The organism is Dactylosporangium roseum (genome assembly GCF_025264685.1).
Classification (GTDB): domain Bacteria; phylum Actinomycetota; class Actinomycetes; order Mycobacteriales; family Micromonosporaceae; genus Dactylosporangium; species Dactylosporangium roseum.
On record NZ_CP073721.1, the window covers coordinates 7,493,577 to 7,512,096 of the forward strand.

General features: G+C 70.6%; 17 protein-coding genes. 11 read left to right on the top strand and 6 right to left on the bottom strand.

From position 1 onward, the window contains the following. Nucleotides 1-226: 226 nt before the first annotated feature. Together Drose_RS35180 and Drose_RS35185 are read left to right on the top strand one after the other, a co-directional pair. The gene (locus tag Drose_RS35180) at nt 227-1,987 is read left to right on the top strand and encodes an Hsp70 family protein (RefSeq protein WP_260725517.1); all 1,761 of its coding nucleotides are present in this window, start codon (nt 227-229) and stop codon (nt 1,985-1,987) included. A gap of 290 nt (nt 1,988-2,277) precedes the next feature. Next, nucleotides 2,278-2,604, top strand: a complete 327-nt coding sequence (locus Drose_RS35185; protein WP_260725518.1) for a DUF6223 family protein — start codon at nt 2,278-2,280, stop codon at nt 2,602-2,604. A gap of 180 nt (nt 2,605-2,784) precedes the next feature. On the opposite strand, the gene Drose_RS35190 is transcribed toward Drose_RS35185, so the two are convergent. The 4 genes from Drose_RS35190 to Drose_RS35205 form a co-directional block, all read right to left on the bottom strand. Then, a complete protein-coding gene (locus tag Drose_RS35190) occupies nt 2,785-3,345 on the bottom strand; it encodes a hypothetical protein (protein WP_260725519.1) in 561 nt (186 codons plus the stop codon). Between the two features lie 90 nt (nt 3,346-3,435). Continuing rightward, a complete protein-coding gene (locus Drose_RS35195) occupies nt 3,436-4,662 on the bottom strand; it encodes an RNA polymerase sigma factor (protein WP_260725520.1) in 1,227 nt (408 codons plus the stop codon). A 43-nt stretch (nt 4,663-4,705) separates the two neighbouring features. Further along, entirely contained in the window at nt 4,706-5,077 is a 372-nt protein-coding gene (locus tag Drose_RS35200) for a YciI family protein (protein WP_260725521.1), read from the bottom strand. Between the two features lie 151 nt (nt 5,078-5,228). Further along, the gene (locus Drose_RS35205; protein WP_260725522.1) at nt 5,229-5,573 is read right to left on the bottom strand and encodes a hypothetical protein; all 345 of its coding nucleotides are present in this window, start codon (nt 5,571-5,573) and stop codon (nt 5,229-5,231) included. A 232-nt stretch (nt 5,574-5,805) separates the two neighbouring features. Here Drose_RS35205 and Drose_RS35210 point away from each other — a divergent pair, with 232 nt between their 5' ends. From Drose_RS35210 to thpD, 9 genes are all read left to right on the top strand, one after another. Continuing rightward, nucleotides 5,806-7,320 (top strand): amino acid adenylation domain-containing protein, encoded by a 1,515-nt coding sequence (locus tag Drose_RS35210; RefSeq protein WP_260725523.1) that lies wholly within the window; start codon nt 5,806-5,808, stop codon nt 7,318-7,320. Next, entirely contained in the window at nt 7,317-7,583 is a 267-nt protein-coding gene (locus Drose_RS35215; protein ID WP_260725524.1) for a phosphopantetheine-binding protein, read from the top strand. The genes Drose_RS35210 and Drose_RS35215 overlap by 4 nt, the downstream gene beginning before the upstream one ends. Nucleotides 7,584-7,636: 53 nt before the next feature. Continuing rightward, nucleotides 7,637-8,365: a thioesterase II family protein gene (locus Drose_RS35220; RefSeq protein WP_260725525.1), complete on the top strand. Its 729-nt coding sequence runs from the start codon at nt 7,637-7,639 to the stop codon at nt 8,363-8,365. Continuing rightward, on the top strand, nt 8,365-8,751 hold the full coding sequence (locus Drose_RS35225; RefSeq protein WP_260725526.1) for an ectoine synthase: 387 nt from the start codon (nt 8,365-8,367) through the stop codon (nt 8,749-8,751). Before Drose_RS35220 ends, Drose_RS35225 begins: the two co-directional genes overlap by 1 nt. A gap of 74 nt (nt 8,752-8,825) precedes the next feature. Further along, the gene (locus Drose_RS35230; protein WP_260729929.1) at nt 8,826-9,305 is read left to right on the top strand and encodes a nucleoside 2-deoxyribosyltransferase; all 480 of its coding nucleotides are present in this window, start codon (nt 8,826-8,828) and stop codon (nt 9,303-9,305) included. A gap of 13 nt (nt 9,306-9,318) precedes the next feature. After that, entirely contained in the window at nt 9,319-10,227 is a 909-nt protein-coding gene (locus tag Drose_RS35235; protein WP_260725527.1) for a beta/alpha barrel domain-containing protein, read from the top strand. Then, nucleotides 10,224-10,985 carry a creatininase family protein gene (locus Drose_RS35240; protein WP_260725528.1) on the top strand — a complete coding sequence of 254 codons (762 nt, stop codon included), beginning with the start codon at nt 10,224-10,226 and terminating at the stop codon, nt 10,983-10,985. Before Drose_RS35235 ends, Drose_RS35240 begins: the two co-directional genes overlap by 4 nt. Continuing rightward, entirely contained in the window at nt 10,982-12,337 is a 1,356-nt protein-coding gene (locus Drose_RS35245) for an ATP-grasp domain-containing protein (protein ID WP_260725529.1), read from the top strand. Before Drose_RS35240 ends, Drose_RS35245 begins: the two co-directional genes overlap by 4 nt. Next, nucleotides 12,334-13,209, top strand: coding sequence for an ectoine hydroxylase (thpD, locus tag Drose_RS35250; protein ID WP_260725530.1), 876 nt, complete (start codon nt 12,334-12,336; stop codon nt 13,207-13,209). The genes Drose_RS35245 and thpD overlap by 4 nt, the downstream gene beginning before the upstream one ends. Here the strand turns inward: thpD and Drose_RS35255 are convergent. Continuing rightward, nucleotides 13,206-14,576 (bottom strand): thioesterase domain-containing protein, encoded by a 1,371-nt coding sequence (locus Drose_RS35255; RefSeq protein WP_260725531.1) that lies wholly within the window; start codon nt 14,574-14,576, stop codon nt 13,206-13,208. The genes thpD and Drose_RS35255 overlap by 4 nt on opposite strands. Then, a complete protein-coding gene (locus Drose_RS35260) occupies nt 14,569-18,450 on the bottom strand; it encodes an amino acid adenylation domain-containing protein (RefSeq protein ID WP_260725532.1) in 3,882 nt (1,293 codons plus the stop codon). Before Drose_RS35260 ends, Drose_RS35255 begins: the two co-directional genes overlap by 8 nt. Nucleotides 18,451-18,520: the final 70 nt, after the last annotated feature.

Consider the following 18,520-nt stretch of genomic DNA (forward strand, 5'->3'; position numbering starts at 1 on the left):
GGTCCGGCTATCGGGGCAGCCGCATCTTTCCCATGATCATGAGGTCGAGCGGCATGGCGGCCGATCGCGCCGGCCGGCGCACCGCGGCGGCGATACCCGCGCCCAAACTATCCACCCGCTCGCTGCCGGGCACCACAGATGATCCCCCGCACGCAGCGCATGCCCACGTAGGACAGCGATCCGAGCCGGAACGAGCACGGGCACGCACTCGCTATTGTCGTACTCCATGGATGGCCTACACCGGCTCGGCGTCGACTTCGGCACGTCGCACACGGTCGCGGTTTGTCAGTGGCGGGAGGGCGGCGGGCAGCCCCTGCTGTTCGATGCCTCGCCGCTGCTGCCGTCGGCCGTGCTCGCCGACGGGCAGCGGCGCCTGCTCGTCGGCCGCGACGCACAGCGAGGAGCCCGCTCCGATCCGGCGGGTTTCGAACCGCACCCGAAGCGGCGTGTCGACGACGGCGTGATCCTGCTCGGGCAAGCGGAGATCGCAGTTGTGGATCTGATCGCGGCGGTCCTGCGACGATGTGTGGACGAGGCGACGCGCGTCGCGGCCAGCCCTGCTGCGGAGGTGGTGCTGACCCATCCCGCGGCGTGGGGGCCGCAGCGGCGGGCGGTGCTCACCGAGGCCGCCCTGCGCGCCGGCATCAGTCGTCCGGTGCTCGTCGCCGAGCCGGCGGCGGCCGCGGTGTACTTCACGGGCGTCCTCGGTGTTCATGTCGACCCCGGTGCCCCGGTCGTCGTGTACGACTTCGGAGCCGGCACGTTCGACGTGGCGGTGGTCCGGCGTCAGGGCGACGCGGAGTGGGCGGTCGTGGCCTGCGACGGGTTCGACGATGTGGGTGGCGTCGAGCTCGACGCGGCGATCGTCGAGGGGCTGGGCGCCCGCTTCGCCGGCCGTGATCCGCAGGCGTGGCAGCGGTTGACCGATCCGCAGACCGCGGCCGACACACGAGCGCGGATGGTGCTGTGGGAGGAGGCCCGGGCGGCCAAGGAACAGTTGTCCCGCAACAGCACCGCGGGGCTGCACGTGCCGATCTACGACGTCGACGTTCACCTCACTCGCGAGGAGTTCGAGCGCGCGGCGCATCCCCTGATCGAGCGTACGGTCGCGTTGACGGCCTCGACGCTGTCCGCCGGTGGCCTCACTCCCGATCAGATCGCGGGCGTGTTCCTGGTGGGCGGGTCGAGCCGCATCCCGCTGGTCGCCACCCTGCTGCATCGGCGGCTCGGCATTGCCCCGACCGTCATCGAACAGCCCGAACTGGTGGTCGCGCAGGGAGCGCTGAGCGTCGCGGTACCCATGGGCCGGGCCGCGTCGCGGGGAGATGCTGTCGCGCCGGTCCCGACAGAGCCCGAGGCGCTCCCGCCGCCAGCGGCGGCCGCGATGGCTTGGCCAGACGTGGCAACGGCTCCTCCGCCGTCCGGTCCCGCCGCGACGGCCGCGGGAACACCGCCGCTGCGTGGTCGCCGGCGAACGCCGCGAGTGGTGGCGATCGCCGTCTGCGCGGTGCTCGCCGCCGCTGCTGGCGCGGTCTACCTGATCCTGACCAACCAGGAGAAGGAGCCCGCGTTGACCGAGGTGGGCCGGCGCAACCAGGAGGTGTTCACCTCCGGGCCCCTGGCGAAGTTCGCCCGGCCATGGCTCAACGACGTTTCCGAATGCCGGCCGAGGACGCCCGATACCTACGGTGGCACCGCAACGGAGTACGTCCTGTGTGCCGGGCCCGGCTGGGAGGTTCAGTTCCGGGCACTCGCCGATACCACCCAACGGGACAAGTCACGCAGCAACCGCACCGCCGAATACGGCGGCAAAGGACAAGGTTTCGCTGGCAAACGACCTGGCTCGGGGCAGCGCATCGACTACCGTTACGGTTCCTCGCGGGTCATCTACTGGGACGACGACGAATCCGCGATGATCGGCGACCTCACCACCGACGTTCTCACACCCGACCAGTTGGCCGAGGTCTGGAAGCGCCACGTGGCGTAGAGCGGTCCTACGAGTCTCCGCGGCAGCCGTTCAGCCGCTCGTTGATGTCGATTCCACAGTCCCGCCACGGCGGAGTGCGATCGACGCGAAGGCGGCTCGCCCTTCGCGGCGTCTGGGCTCGGACCGCACGAGCAACGGCCGTGGCCGCACGACTCCTACGTCGAGCGGCGCGACTCGGCGGGAGCCGGCTACGCCCCACTGCGTATGCGCCGCCGCTCGCCGGCCGACGACACTCGGGCCGCGCGACGCGACGATCGATGCGACAACGGCCCGAACCGAAGGGATCCTCCATGTCAGTGCTACACGTGCTTGCCGCCGGTTACGAGCTCGGCACCGGGCGGCTGGTGCCCACCGTGGCCGCTGTGATCGGGCTGGCCGGCCTGGTGATCGGTGGGCTGGCGCTCGCCCGCCCCGGTCGTACAGGCACCGGCCGAGCGGTCCTCGCGCTCGCGGCGGGGCTGCTCAGCGCGCTCGTCGGCAGCGTGCACGGGGCGAACGCCGCCGGTGGCCTGGGCACCGGCAACGGCCTGGCCGGCGCCGTCATCGCCGTAGTACTCGGGCTTGCCGGCGTCGTCGTCGCCGGGCTGGCCCTGGCCCGCGCCCGCCGCCGTGCGTAGCAGGACGGTGGCTGAGGGGGCACGGGTGGCAGCATGGCTCGGGCCGCTCGATCCCATAGATCATGGGAAAGATCTGGCTGTCGGGGCGGCCACATCCTTCCCATGATCAAGGCGTCGCACGGCCCGGAACCCGCCGCCCCCGGGGTCCAGCGGTAATCGCCGCGTTCGTGGAGGCGGCGCTCATGCCCCGGAGCCGGAGGTGTCCGAGGTTGGAGCGGCGCCTGGCGGCGACAGCTCATCCAGGCGCCGCAGCACCGCTGCCGGCAGTTCGTCGGCTTCGAGGCGGTAGGGGCGCCAGCGGTCGTTGGTTTCGCCCTTCATCGACGCGCCGAAGCGGTATCGTCCGCGGCTGCTGGGCTGGCCGAGGGTGCGTGCGTAGTCCGTGCTCGGAATGAGCCATGCCTTCATGACGGCGCCGCGGGTGATGTCGATCGCGACGAACAGCATGTCCAGTCCGGACCGTGGTGTGAAGGTCTGGGATCGCACGAAGGCGACGAAGCCTTCGGACCGCACGCGTTTGCTGTCCGACATCCGGGCCTTGACCTGGACGGCGAGGGTCGCCGTCGAGTTGCGGCGGTGGAAGATCAGGTCGACGCCCTCGTCGTCGACCATCGAGGTGGACACGTTGAGCGCGCCGCGCGTGGCCAGGACGCAGAAGGCTGCGACGAGGTGTTCAGCGGCCTTGCCCATCCGGCCCGCGTCCGCCGATTTCCCAGCGTCGTCGTCATCGTCGTCGTACATCCGATCACCATACTTTCGGCGGCTGCGCCGGCGCAGCCGTCGCCAGCGGCAACGCCGACGAGCCGGCCACCGCCGCGGCAGGTGGAGAAGTCAGCTCAGCGCGGCCGCCTTGCGCAGCAGCACTGAGCGTTCGCGCTGGTTGGCGCACAGCCGGGCCGCCAGCTCCAGCTCGGCGCGCGCTTCCGGTCGCCGTCCGAGCCGGGCCAGCAGCTCACCGCGTACGGTCGGGACCAGGTGCGAACCGGGGAGCCGGTCCGACGCGATCAGCTCGTCCACGATGGCCAGGGCTTGCGCCGGGCCCGAGGCCATGGCAACGGCGACGGCCCGGTTGAGCTCGACCACCGGCGAGGGTGCGACCCGGCCGAGTGCCTCGTAGAGCACCACGATTCGGTCCCAGTCGGTTGCTTCGACGGAAGGCGCCGACGCGTGGGTCGCGGCGATCGCGGCCTGCAAGCCGTAGGGGCCGAGGCCGCGGGTCGATGCCTTGGCCAGCGCGGCCAGCCCACGGCGGATCGCCGAGAAGTCCCACAGCCGCCGGTCCTGATCCTCGAGCAGGACCGGCGAACCGTCCGGGCCGGTCCGGGCCGGGAAACGCGCGGCCGTCAGCTCGCACAACGCGAGCAGGCCGTGCACCTCCGGCTCGGCCGGTTGCAGCGCGGCCAGCGTGCGGGCCAGCCGGATCGCCTCGTACGCGACGTCGGGGCGCAGCAGCCGGTCGCCCGACGTGGCCGTCGACCCCTCGGTGAAAATCACGTAGATGACGCTGAGCACGCCGCCCAGCCGCTCCCGGCGCTCGGCGGCCGGCGGCAGCTCGAACGGCACCCCGGCCGCCGCGATCGTCTTCTTGCCCCGGGTGATGCGGGCCTGCACGGTCGGCACGGACACGAGGAACGCGCGGGCGATCTCCTCGCTGGACAGACCGCCGACCACGCGCAGGGTCAGCGCCACCTGGGCCTCGGGCGAGAGCACCGGGTGGCAGCTAACGAACATCAGCGCCAGCACGTCGTCACCGATCTTGTCAGGATCGATGTTCTCGTCGGCCGCCGAGTCGGCCGCCAGATCGGCCGCCAGCAGGGCGTATCGGTCCTGGAGGGCGATCCGGCGGCGGATCGCGTCGATCGCCCGCCGCCGGGCCGTGGCCATCAGCCAACCGGCCGGATTCGCCGGAGCGGCGAGCGGCCACGACACCAGCGCCTCGGCCACCGCCTCCTGGGCCGCGTCCTCGGCCAGCCCGAAATCGCCGGTGAACCGGGTCAGCGCGGCGACGATCCGCGCCGACTCGATCCGCCAGACGGCCTCGACATCGGCCGTACCCATCAGAGCTGGCCGTTGCTCTCGTGCCCGGCCCGGTCCTTGACGATCACTCGCGGACCTGCGGGACCTCGTCGCTCCCGGGCACCCGCCGGACCTCGATCTTGGACCCGGGGGCCGCCGGGACCCGCTTGGCCCACTCGACCGCCTCCTGCCTCGATGCGACGTCGAGCAGGAAGAAGCCCCCGAACAGTTCCTTGGTCTCGCCGTACGGCCCGTCGGTGACCACCGGGGCCGCGCCGCTGAAGTCGACCACGACGCCCTGGCCCGGATCGTCCAGCCCTTCCGCCGCGAGGAGAACACCGGCCTTGACCATCTCCTCGATGAACTGGCGGGTCGTGGCCATCATCTTGTCGATGTCGGCCATCATGGCCGCGTTCGACTCGTCGGTGCCACGCATGATCAGCATGTACTTCGGCATCGCGCTCTCCTCATCCGGCGGGGCCACCTCTCGACCCCTCGCACCCACATGTCGAACGAGCGGCCCGCGGATCGACACGGCCCCGGAGAATTCTCTCGCCGCGACGCGGCCGATCCCTCTCCGGACAGGCGGGCGGGTGCGGAGGTCGCGCTCATGAGTCAGCCACTCCCTGGCTTGCCCGGGAAAACCGGACGATCAGGCTACCGATGATGTTGATCAGGACGAGCATGACGAAGCCGACAGCGGCGTCTCGGACGACGAACCCGGCCCACCGTTCGTCATGATGAATACCTTGTCGAACTCGCGGAAGCTGTCCATGAAGCGGATCAGCGCCACCAGCGGTTGCGTGGGTCATGAGTTGCACCTCTGTGGAGAGGCCGATCTCGGTCAAGAACGACAAGAACTGTCGGGTGACGTGCGTGGAGTCGGAAAAGGTGTGTGCGGAGATCGCGCCGGGACCGGTGAACCTCTGCACGCTGTCGTGACCGAGCAGCACCCGATGGGCCGGCCCCGCACGATGCAACTGCGCGACCAGGGACCGCGGTGGGCTCGCGCTCCCAACCTACACCACAACAATTCGTGATCGATGATCATGATTGCTTTGAATGTGTGCCCGTGGCATCATCGACAATGCGTTTGTGCCACGGGGATTTGGGACAAGGTCGCCCAGAACAAGATCCATGCTTCGTTCCATTCCCCGAGTGACGGACCTACGGGGAGTGGACAGGATGGCAAATTCCGTTGTCCAGGACGACACATGGGCACCATTGCGCGCCATCGCGGCCGCCAGGCCCGGCGCGGCGTGCCTCGAGGATCGGCACGGCGTCGTCACCTTCGGGCAGTTCGCCGCCCGGGTGGAGGCCATCGCCAAGGCGCTGCGGGCCGAGCAGACCTCCGGCCGCGTCGCCGCGCTGTTCCTCGAGCGTGATCGCGACCTGCCGGCAGCGATGTTCGCAGCCCACAGCACGGGCGCGGCGTACCTGCCGATCGTGGCCTCGCAGCCGGAGGCAAGGCTGCGGCTGATCCTCGAGGACGCGCGGTGCGCCTTCACCGTGACCACGCGGGCGCTCGCCGACCGCCTTCCGCCCGGCGGCCGCATGCTGTTCCTCGACGACCTTTCCTGGCACGGGTCGGCGGGGACCGAGACGCGCCGGATCCCGGACGGCTGCGCCTACCTGATGTACACGTCGGGCTCGACCGGCAGGCCAAAGGGCGTGCTCATCGGCCACACGGCGCTGACCAATTTCCACGCCGCGGCGGACGCCGACTTTGCCGAACCGGCGCAACAGGTGTGGCTCGCGCAGAGCAGCGAGGGATACGACGTCAGCCTTCCCGAACTGATCTGGGCGCTGACCCGCGGCCATTACGTCTGTCTCAGCGGTGCCGACCCGCTGAGCATCATGAGGTCGGCCCTCTCGACCGGCACCCGCGACGGCCGCCCGGTGAGCCACATCGTGGCGACCCCGTCCCTCGCCCGCTTCCTGAGCGAGCATCCGCAAGCGTCACAAGGGCTGCGGCGGCTGCACACGCTCGCCTTCTGCGGCGAGCCGTTCCCCACCGATCTGATCCCGCGGCTGCTCGCCGACGTCCCGGAGCCGCCGCGGGTGGCGAACCGGTACGGCCCCACGGAGGCCACGGTGTGGGTGGCCGGCGCCGACTACCTCGGCCCGGACTCGCCCGCCACGGAAGTGCGGGTGATCACTCCGCACACAACGGCGCGTGTGCTCGACGAGCACCTGCGGGAGGTGCCCGTCGGCGGGACCGGCCGTCTGTTCCTCGGCGGGCGCCAGCTCGCGCTCGGCTACCTGCGCCCCGACGGCCTCAGCCAGGAGAGATTCCACACCGGCCCGGCCGGCCGCGAGTACGACACCGGTGATCTGGCCCGGGTCGACAGCGACGTCAGCTTCACCGTCCTCGGGCGGGACGACGGCCAGATCAAGATAGCCGGCCATCGCGTCGAGCTCGGCGAGATCGAGGCCGTCATGCGGCGCTGCCCCGGTGTCCGCGACGCCATCTGCCTGCCGGACGCTGTGCCCGCCACCTCGATCGCCGCGCTGGTGAGCGGGTCCGAACCGCTTGCGTCGGATGACATCCGCACGTGGCTGCGGAGACGGCTGCCCGCGCACATGGTGCCGGCCCGCATCGACATCGTCGACCATCTGCCGCTGACCCCGTCGGGAAAGATCGATCGCCTGCGTGCCACGGAGTTCCTGCGGCCCGCGTCGTCCGGGAGGGCCGAATGAGTCAGGCACAGGAGCTCACCGACCCGATCCGCGCGGAGGTGACGCGGGTGTGGCGCATGGTGCTCGAACAGGACCGCGAGTTCGACACCGGCGACGACTTCTTCGCCATCGGCGGGCACTCGCTGCTCGCGCTGCGGGTGGTCAAGGCGCTGTCGTCGCGGCTGGGCCTGGACATCTCGCTGGAAGCGCCGTTCGAGTGCCCGACCTTCGGGGAGTTCGTGGCGGCCGTGCGGTCGGCTGTCAAGACTGGCGCCGCGACGTGACCGGGCATCGCTGGATCAGCGATCATCAGGCGGGGGACGGAGTGCCGGACGTCGTGCTCTACTCCCTCCCGCCGGTCGCGGCGGGCCCGCGGACGCATGCCTGGCTGCCCCGGCATGCCCCGAGCTGGTTGCGCGTGTTCACGCTGCGGCCGGCCGGGCGGGAGAACCGGTACACCGAACCGGCTCCGCGGCGGATGGAAGATCTCGTCGCCGACCTCGGGCCCCGCCTCGCCGCCCACGCCGCCGCCCACGGCCGCCCGTTCCTGCTGCTCGGCGACTGCGGTGGAGCGTTCGGCGCCTACGAGATCGGCCGGTTTCTCGAGGCCAAGGGTACGGCGCCGAGGATGCTCGCCGTCCTCAAGCAGGTGGCACCGCAGGCCCGTACGGCCCGCCGGCCGCTGCACGACCTGCCCACCGACGACCTGTGGTCGCGGCTGCGCTCCACCAACCTGGTCAGCGCCGAACTGACCGCCGACCGGAGGGTCTTCGCGCTCTTCGAGAAGGTGCTGCGCGCCGACCTCGAGCTGGTGGAGACCTATCGGTGGCTGGGGGTGCCCGTGGGCTTCCCCGTGTGTGTGCTGCCACCGGCGGGCGTCGCCGCGGACCCCGCAACCGTGGTGGAGCAGTGGGAGAAGGCCACGACCGGTGCGGTGTCGCGCCTGCCCGCACCGGACGAACCCGGCGCGATCAGCGCCGAACTGGCCCGGCTGGCGACGGCCTGGCTGGAGCCGACCGTCCGAGGGGGCGAAGTACCGGAACCGACACGCCATGGGAGGTTTTGATGCTCGTCCGCGATGTCGAACAGATCCGCGGTACCGAGCGAGACGTCGACTGGGGAAACGGTAAGAGCTACCGCCTCGTTACCGCCGCCGACAATGTCGGCTACACCGTCTGCCACACGGTCGTGAGCGCCGGCACGACGTCTTTCCTGCAGTACCGCAACCATCTCGAGTCCTGCTACTGCATCTCGGGCCTGGGCTGGGTGCGCGAGGTCTCAGGCACACGGCACCGGCTCCGGCCGGGGGTCATCTACATCCTGAACGACCACCAGCCGCACTACCTGTGCGCCGACGAGGACGACGACCTCGTGTTGCTGAGCATTTTCAACCCGCCCCTGGTCGGGACGGAGAAGCACAACCTGAACGACTCGGTCGCGTCCAGCTACTGAGTGGCCAGCCGTGCCTCTAGGGCGAGAGGGGAAATGCCATGTCAGCGGGTCGGACAGACCTACGAGGGTTGAAGGTGCTCATCGGCGGGCCGATTCAGCACGCCTTCCCGCACGGACAGTCCGCCGGTGCCTTGCGCGAGGTCATCGACCGCGTCGCCGGGGTGGTCAGCGACGCGCGCGGCGATGTCTTCTCGGCGCATCGGACCGAAGAGTTCGGCGAGAGCGCCACGGAGTTCAGCCCTGAAGACGTCACGGAGCGCGACTTCAACTGGATGCAGCGCTGCGACGTCTTCGTGCCGATCCTGCCCTCCAACCGCACGGACAGCATCATGCGCACCGACGGCACGCACGTCGAATTGGGCTGGGCTTCGGCACTCGGCAAACCCATCGTGGTGCTCACCGACAGCGGAGTCGTGCACCACGGCAGCCACCTGCTCCGCGGGTTGCACACGATCGCCACGGTCTCGTTCCTCGACATCGACGACGTGATGGTCAAGCCACAGACGCTGCTCGAAATGCTCGACGACGTGCACAGCGCGCCCACGCGGCCGTGAGGAGGCAAGGGGAATGAACAGCGGCGTGGACTCGCGGGTCGACTTCCTGGGCCTGGCGTTGTCCTCACCCATCATCGTGGGCTCGGGACTGCTCACCGACCAGGAGCGCAACATCCGCCGCCTGCTCGAGTGCGGCGCCGGTGGCGTGATCACCAAGACGATTCATCCCAACCCCCCGCGCGGCGGGAACGAGCAGGTGGTCCGCATCGCGACCGGCATGCTCAACAGCACCACGTACTCACGCCGATCGGTGGAGCACTGGTGCGAGGTGCTTCGTGCCGCCGACCGCGACGATCTGAGCGTCATCGCCTCGATCCACGCCGACTCCCCCGCCGAGCTCGGCGACCTGTCCGAGGCGGTCGCCGCGACCGGCTGCCGGGCGCTGGAGCTCGGGATCTCGTGCCTCAACGAGGAGGGCTTCGAGGACTCCCCGCAGCGGGTGTTCGCCTACACCGACGCGGTGCGCCGCCGGGTGTCGATTCCGATCATCGTGAAGCTCGCCGTCGACGGTGGCACTGCGGCGCGCGTCAATGCCGCCGTCCGTGCGGGCGCGGACGCGGTGACGCTCAGCGACACCATCCCGGGTCTCGCGGTCGATCCGCAGACCGGGGAGGTGGCGCTGGGCGGCGCGTTCGGCTACTCCGGCGCGGGCCTCAAGCCCATCGTCCTCGCCGAGATCTTCTCGATGCGCAAACGCGGGATCGACGTGCCTGTCATGGCCTCCGGCGGGGTGCAGACCGGAACCGATGTCGTCGAGTACCTCAGCATCGGCGCCGACGTGGTGCAGGTCTACTCGGCACTGCACCAGAACATGTACGAGACGTTGCGGGCGATCTGCGACGGCTTCCACGCGTGGCTGGCTGAACGGCACACCGATGCGCGCCAGGTCATCGGGCGCAGCCTCGTCAAGGCGGACCGATGACGGCCGCGCGGTCCTTCACGGACCTGACCAGTGCCGAGGCCGGCGCGCAGGTGCGCGGCGCCACGCTGGTCTGGCCGATCGGCACGATCGAGCAGCACGGCCCGCACCTGCCGCTGTCCGTCGACATCGACATCCCGCAGGCGCTGGCCCGCGCGGTCGCCGCCCGGCTCGGCGGATACCTGGTGCCGGTGCACTCCATCGCCGCCCGGTCGCTGCCGCAGAGCGGTGGCGGGCTGAGTTTTCCCGGCACGGTGTACGTGCGGGGAGCCGTCCTGGTCGAGTACCTCCGCGACGCCGTGGCCTCGCTCATGGACCTGCGCCCGGGTCGCCTGGTCGTCATCAACGGCCACTACGAGAACGAGGCGCTGATCTACGAGGCGCTCGACCTGTGCCGTACCGCAGGCGCGCTGGGCTCCGCGGAAGTGTTCGCCTTTAGCTGGTGGAGCCTGGTGCACGAGACCTGGCTGAGCGAGCATGTGCCCAAATTCCCCGGCTGGCACGCCGAGCACGCGGGCTTCACCGAGACGAGTCTCATGCTGCACCTACGCCCCGAGCTGGTGACGCCGGTCCGGCCGGTGCACGACACCCCGCCGCACCCCGGCGTGTACCTGCATCCGGCCGACCACAGGCAGTTGTCGCACCAGGGTGCGCTGTCCTCGTCGGAGCTGGCCAGCGCCGAAGCGGGCGAGTCACTGTTCGGGCACGTGGTGCACAACATCTGCGAGCTCGTCCGCGTCGGGCACGGGGTGCTGCGATGAGCGAGCACGGTACACCCACGGTTTGCGTGGCCAACGCCGTCGACACCCTGTGGGCGCTGGCGGGCCGGGCGGCCGGGCCTGCCGGGCGCCGGGCCGCCCTGGCCGAGGCGTTCGCCCAACAGGACCAGGCCCTCTTCTGGCGGCCGACCGACAAGCTGATCATCACCGAGGTGCCGATCGCGGAGCTCGCCTGGCAGTGCGACTTCCTCGGGTTGCCGCAGGTGTCGAACCTGAGCCCGCGACCACTGACCGGCAACCTGTTCCGCGACATCCTCGCCGACGAGCCGCTGATGCGCGCGCTGCTGGACCACGCGGGCGAGCGCCGCCGCATCCGGCTGATCCCACACACCACCACCGCCGAGCTGTGGGACTTCGCCGAGGCCGCCTCCGCGCGGCTCAGCATCGACATCGAGCTGCCGGAGAGCTCCCCCGACCAGCGGCTGCGCGATCTCGCCGACACCAAGAGCGGCCTGCGGTCGCTGGTGGAGGGCCGCGGTCTGGCGCGCGCCAAGGCCGGCATCGCCGAGGGCGCCGTCTGTGCCGGGATCGCCGAGGCCGTCGAGGTCGCCGGCCGCATGCTCGCCGAGGGGCGGCCCTGCATCGTGAAGCCGGATCGCGGCGAGGCGAGCGTGGGCCTGCTCATCGTCCGGACGGCCGCGCAGGCCGCCGAGTTGCCGACCGTGCTGCGGCGCAGCCCGTACTTCGCCCGGGACGAACCGATCGTCGTCGAGGAGTGGGTGCACGGCGAGGGTGTGGTGTTCCCGTCGGTGGAGTTCGTCGTCGAGGCAGGGCGGGAGCCGTACCTGACGCACGTCTGCCACATGCTGTTCGGCGAACCCACGCAGGTGCTCGGCAACGTCACGTCGGCCGAGCTGCGGCTGGAGCCGTGGTACGGCGGCTTCGTCGCCAGCGCCTCGGTGCTCGCCGCGCAACTGCGCGACCAGGGGTACCGGGGCCACTTCGGCATCGACGCCGTCGCGCGGCCCGACGGCACGCTCGCCATGCTGGACCTCAACGCTCGCCGCACCGGCTCCACCCACCTGCACGACTTCGGGCTGGAGTTCTTCGGCGCCGACTACCAGTCGCGGATGACCATCGGCCACTACGACTACTACGGCCTGCCGCCGGGCGTTTCGCTGCGGGCCGTCCTCGGCGCGCTCGACGAGGTGGTGTGCGCGCCCCGCGACGGTACGGAAGGGTTCGTGCCGTGTGAGCTGACCGGCCTTGCCACGGGCAGGCTCAGCAGCATCATCTTCGCGCCGACGCTACGCCGGTTCCATGAGCTGGCCGCGAGAGCCGGTCACCTCCTCCAGTCGATCCGGTCCACACCAGAAAGGGTTTTGCTGCCGTGACCGCAGATCCGTACCAGACGAGGGTCAGCTCCGTGGAGACGCTGCTGCCGCGCCCGGACCCCGTGGTCTTCGGCGAGCACGGCCCGCTGGAGCCGGAGCAGCTCAAGCGGTACGACACCGACGGCTACCTCGTGCTTGAGGAGCTGTTCGACCGGCAGGTCGTCGGCGAGGCGCTCGGTGAGCTCGAGCATCTCGTGGCGCTGGAGGGCAACCGCGAGGACCCCCGCTTCATCTGGGAACCCGGTTCCACCCAGCTCAAGTCGATCTTCGAGATCCACCGGATCAGCGAGTTCTTCCGGCGACTGATCGGCGATACCCGGTTGACCGGCCGCGCGGCGCAGATCCTCGGTTCGGAGGTGTACGTCCACCAGACGCGCGTCAACCTGAAGCCGGGCTTCGACGGCACGGACTTCTACTGGCACTCCGACTTCGAGACCTGGCACGCGGAGGACGGCATGCCGACGCCGCGCGCGCTCAGCGTCGTGCTCGCCCTGACCGAGAACTTGCCCATCAACGGCCCGCTGATGGTGATCCCGGGTTCGCATCGCACGTTCGTGTCGTGCACCGGCGAGACACCGGAGGCCAACTACCGCACCTCGCTGGTGCGCCAGGAGATCGGCCTGCCGAGCCAGCAGACCCTGAGCCGGCTCGCCGAGCTGGGCGGGGTGGTGCAGTGCCTTGCCCGGCCCGGCACCGCGATCGTGTTCGACAGCAATCTCATGCACGGGTCCACCGGAAACATCACCCCGTTTCCCCGGCAGAGTTTGTTCGTGGTGTTCAACAGCGTGGAAAACGCGCTGTCCGAGCCCTTTTCGGCGCCGGCCCGCCGCCCCGAGTTCCTCGCAGCGCGGGACTTCACCCCGCTGGGTTAGCTTCGGCTGTCACGCTCGTCGAGCAATGCGGTCAGCCACCGCGCGAATTCGGGCGCCTCGAACGGCTCGTCGCTGTCGAACAGGTGCGCGGTGGCGACATGCCCCGAGGTCCGCGACCACGCCGCGGTGAGGTCGCGGCGGTCGCCGTGATAGGCGATCACGTCGACCGGGAATGCGGACGGCTCGCAGCGGTGGCCGCCGGCCGTCACCAGGTACCACGCCCACGAGTCGACCAGGCCCGCGAACCGCTCGAACCCGTGGTCGGAGGCGAGCGCCGCGGTGTCCAGCAACTCGCGATGCAGGTCCGCGACCATCGGGCGCATCCGGGCCAGGGCGGCCGCCTGCCGCTGCGGGGAACGCAGTTCCTCGGCCTCGGCGAGGACGAACGCCTCGATCCGCTTCGCGGCGCTCCCCTCGGCGGCGCTCGCGAACAACTCGTCGAGCAGGAAGAACTCCGGGCCCTTGGCCTTGGCGAGGTCGAATCCCGGCGCGGCCTTGATGGCCAGGAACGTGGCGATCGTCTCGCCGCGCGCGGCGAGACGGGACGCGATCTCGTAGGCGACGATCGCGCTCGCGCAGTGGCCGCCCAGGTGGTACGGGCCGTGCGGTTGCACCGCGAGAATCTCGGCGAGGTAGTGCTCGATCAGCTCGTCGAACGAGTCGATCGGCGGCGCGGTGCCGCTGTAGCCGTGCGGGGTGATCGTCAGAAACGGGCGGTCCGGGTCACTGCGCGACAGCAGACGCAAACCCTGGACGCCCGTGCCCGGATACACGCAGATGAATGGCCGCTTCGGCCCGGCGCCGACTTGCAGCATGCAGGTGTGGGGGACCCCGTCCCGGAGCAGTTCGGCGAGGTGTTCGATGGTCGGCCGTTCGAAGAAGTTCTGCATCGGCAGAGCCGCGTCGAACTCGGCTTCGCACCTGGCCAGCATGAGCACGGCCGCGTGCGACGAGCCGCCGAGGTCAAAGAAGTTCTCGTCCACCTCGATGTCGGTGGCGGGCAGCACCTCGGCCCACAGCCCGGCGATGCGGCTCTCCACCGAGTCCGGCAGCAGGCGCAACGAGTGCACCGACGCGGAGATCCAGGACGGCGTCAGCAGCTTGCCGCGGTCCGGCCGGCCGTCCGCGTCGCGGGGAAGGTGCTCGAGCGGCACCAGCCGGCGCGGAACGCTGTCCCGGGGCAGTTGCTCCAGGAGGAACGCCCGCAGCGACCGGTAGTCGATCGGCGGTGCGTCCGGCTCCGGCTCCATCCACACCACCAGGCCGTCGTCCCCGCTGATGTCGCTCACCTTCGCCGCGACGGCGTCCCGGACCCCGCCGAAGCTGGTCACGGTGCGCTCGATCAGGGCCGTGTCGACGCTAGCCATGACGGGATCCGTTCGCGAGCGGGCCGAGGGCGACGTCCGGCGCGGCCATCGCCCGGTCGAGCAGGTCGAGGTACTGCTCCGCCAGGGCACGCGCGTCCTCGGTGGTGAACAGGGGTTCGCTGTACCGCCAGAGCATGCGCGTGCCGTCCGGCTCCGGAATCACGATGATGTCGATGTCGAACTTCGCGGCGCCGTTGCTGGGGAACGACACCGACGCTTCGATGCCGTCGCCGAGGTCCAACGTCGTGTCCGGCCAGTCGTTCATGGAGAAACTGGTCTGGAACACCGGATTCCGCGACCTGTCGTACGGCGTGCGCAGCCGGCTGGCCACGAGCGCGAACGGGATCTCCTGATTGTCCATGCCGGCCGCCAGCCGGTGGGTCACCTCCCGGCACAGCCGCTCGAAGGTGCTCGACCGCCAGCCGGGGAAGCCCCACGCACAGGTGTTGACGAACATTCCCACGGTACGCTCGACGCCCGCCAGACGACGATTCCGCAGCGCCCCGCCGATGATCGGGCTCGGCGCATCGCAGACATGGCCGATGAGCGCCACGTACGCCGCCTTGAGCACCGCGAACGGGGTGGCGCCGGCGCGCTGGGCGAACGTGTCCACTCGGTGCTGGAGATCGGCGGGCAGGACCAGCTCGTGCGTGTCGCCGCGGTACGGGAACCGGGGCTCCCGCCGTGATTCGAACGGCCACCGCAGCGGCTCGTCCACGGAGCCGAGTTCGTCGAGCCAGTGGTCGATCTGCTGCTTGGCCTGCGGGCCGCGGACCCACTCGGCCTGCCAGCGGCAGTAGTCCGCATAGGACGTCCGGTCGCTGCCGAGATCTGGAGTCCGCCCAGCGCCCAGACTGGTGTACGCCTTCGAGATGCCGTGCAGCACCATCCACAACGACCATCCGTCGTGCGGGAAATGGTGCTCCACCTGTGCCAGCACGTGATCGTCCTCGCCCCGGCGGATGAGCGTCCACCGGATCAGGGGCTCGCGCTCCAGGTCGAAGACGTGCCGTCCGGCCTGGCGCACGATCTCGTCCACGCCGGAGGATGCCTCGACGAACTCGAAGCTCACCTCGGACTCGTCGCGCACCCACTGCTCCAGCGCACCGTCGGCGTTGGCCAGATATCTGGTCCGCAGGGCCGGATGCCTCGCGGTGACCGCCGTGAGCGCCTCGCGGAACCGGGCCCGGTCGAGCGGCCCGCGGATGTCCACGCGAGCGATGCAGTTGTAGCCCACGGTGCCCGGATCCATCTGCTCGATGTACCAGATCACCTCCTGCTGCAACGCCAGCGGTGCGGGATCGTCGTCGTGCCCCGAGATCGGCTGGGCCGCGAGGGCGAGCGGCTCGGTGTCGGTGACGTGGCCGATGCGCGCGGCGAGCGCCCTCGGGGTCCCGGCCTCGTAGACGGCCGCGACGGGCAGGTGAACGTCGTAGACGTCGGAGAGGCGGGCGGCGAGCCGCCCGGCGAGGAGCGACGTGCCGCCCGAGGCGAAGAAGTCGTCGCGCGCGCCGAGCCTGCGGCCGAACACCTCCGACCAGAGGCCGGTCATCCGCGCGACCGCCTCGTCGTCTTCCGCAGCCTCTTCCCCGGCCTCGACGCGTGGCGTCGCGGTCAGCAGGCCGGTCAGCGCCGCCCGGTCCACCTTGCCGGTGCCGGCCACCGGCAGGGTGTCCACCACCCGCACCAGGCTGGGGACCGCGTACTGCGGCAGATGCGCCCGCAGGTGCCCGCGCAGCGTCCCCTCCGAGAGCGATGCCTCGGCGCGGACCACCATGCCCAGGTCCGGCTCCTTCGGGTCCCCGTAGGTCATGGCGAACGCCTCATGCACGCCGGGGAGCTCACGGGCGGCCTGTTCGATCTCGCCGAGCTCGATGCGATACCCGTGGATCTTCACCTGCCGGTCGAGGCGCCCCAGGAACTCCACCCAGCCGTCGGCCGTCCACTTCGCCCGGTCGCCGGTGCGGTACATGCGTGCGTCGGGTCCGGACCACCACGGGTCGGGCAGGAAGCGCTGCCGCGTCAGCTCGGCGTCGTTGAGGTACCCGGCCGCGACGCAGGTGCCGGCGATGTGGAGCTCACCCGGCTCGCCGACCTCGCACGGGCTGCCGTCCTCGCGCAGCACGTAGTAGCGGGCATTGTCCATCGGATGGCCGTAGGGGATGCTCGCCCAGTGCGGTTCGATGCCGGAGACGACGAAGTCGTTCGACCACACGCACGCCTCCGTCGCGCCACCCAGCGCCACCAGCGTGGCCCTCGGAAACTCCCGGGCCACACTGGCGTGGGTGCTCAACGGGACCCAGTCGCCGCTCAGGAAGACCCGCCGCATCCGGTCGCGCCCGGCCGGCGGGCGCCGGCGCAGGAACGGCAGCAGCGCGGTGAACGCCGCGGGCGCCGAGTTCCAGAGCGTGACGCCGTGGTCCAGCAACGTGTCCACGACCGACTCTGGCTCGGCCAGGCGCGCACTCGGCTGCAGCAGGATGCTGCCGCCGGCCGCGAGGACGCCGAAAATGTCGTAGACGGAAAGGTCGAAGGTCAGCGCCGCCATCTGGAGCACGACGTCGTCGGGGGTCACCTCGTGGCGGCGGTTGAACCACCGCACGAGGTTGACGACGCTGCGATGGGTGACCGCGACGAGCTTCGGCTCCCCCGTCGACCCGGACGTGGTGATGACATAGGCCAGATCGCCGGCGTCCGGGCGCGGCAAGGCGACGCTCTCGCCGCCGGACAGGTCGGTCGATCGCAGCGGCCGTTCACCCGATCCCAGGGGCGGCGAAGGCCGTTGTGCGGCGACGGTTTCCGGCACTGTGATGAGCACGTCGTAGCGGTGCCGCAGCGGACTGTCCAGCGCTGTGCCGTCACGCGGGCACACCCGCACGTCGAGGCCCGGATACTGCTGCCGCAGGGCCTCCCACCACCGGCGCGGCAGGCGCAGGCTGCCGGGGAACTGCCCGGACGACGGCTCGACGAGGTCGGCGATGACCAGCGTGGCGCCCGGTCTCAGCGCGGTCAGCAGGTCATGCAGCACGCCGCGCAGATAGTCCGGCCCGGGGAAGTACTGCACCACGCTGGACAGCAGGACGACGCCCACGTCGTCCATCGCCGCGATGTGCGGCGTCATCTCGTGCGCGTAGGCCGCGACCGTGCTCACCGGCAGGCCGCGATCGCGCGAATACGCCTCGAGCCTGCTCATCGCCCCGGCCGCGGGGTCGCTCGCCAGCAGCCGCGACACGCGGGGCGCCAGCTCGCGGGCGATCAGGCCGCTGCCCGTCCCGATCTCCACCACCGCATCGCCGGCGCGATAGTGGTCCATGACGAGGCCGCGGACATGGGTGGCGTAGTCGCCGACCTGACGGGCGTCGTAACGGAAGCCGTCGCGGTCGAGGTTGAATCCCGCCGCCTCGAGCGGATCGGCGAACGCCGTGATGCTTTCCCACGTCCGTGCGATTTCGGGATCGACCGCGGCCTCACCCGTCCGCTGCGCCGATCCGGTCACCAGGACGTGCCGGATCGCCGGGACCTCGTAGGCCAACTCGAACCCGGTCCGGGTGAACTCTTCAGCAACGATCAGGGTTTCGACGGCCAGCGACTCGATCACGGCGACGGCACGGCTGACGGGCCAGCGCCCGTCCAGCGGAACGTAGAACGCCCCGCACCGCACCACCGCGATGATCGCCGCGATCGAACCAGGCAGGTGGTCACCGAGGATCGCAACCGGTTTGCCGGGCCCGGCGCCCAGGGCCGCGAGCGCCTGTGCCAGCCGGACGGTTTCGGCGCGCAGCGCACCGTGGCTGCGCACGACACCCTCGGTGTCGCGGAGCGCGGGCAGGTCGCCGAACCGGTCCGCCGCCGCGTCGAGCAGCTCGGTCAGCACGGTCTCACGATCGAATTCGACCTCGGTGCGGTTGGCCGCCGCAATCAGTTCCGGAAATGTATCGGCACGC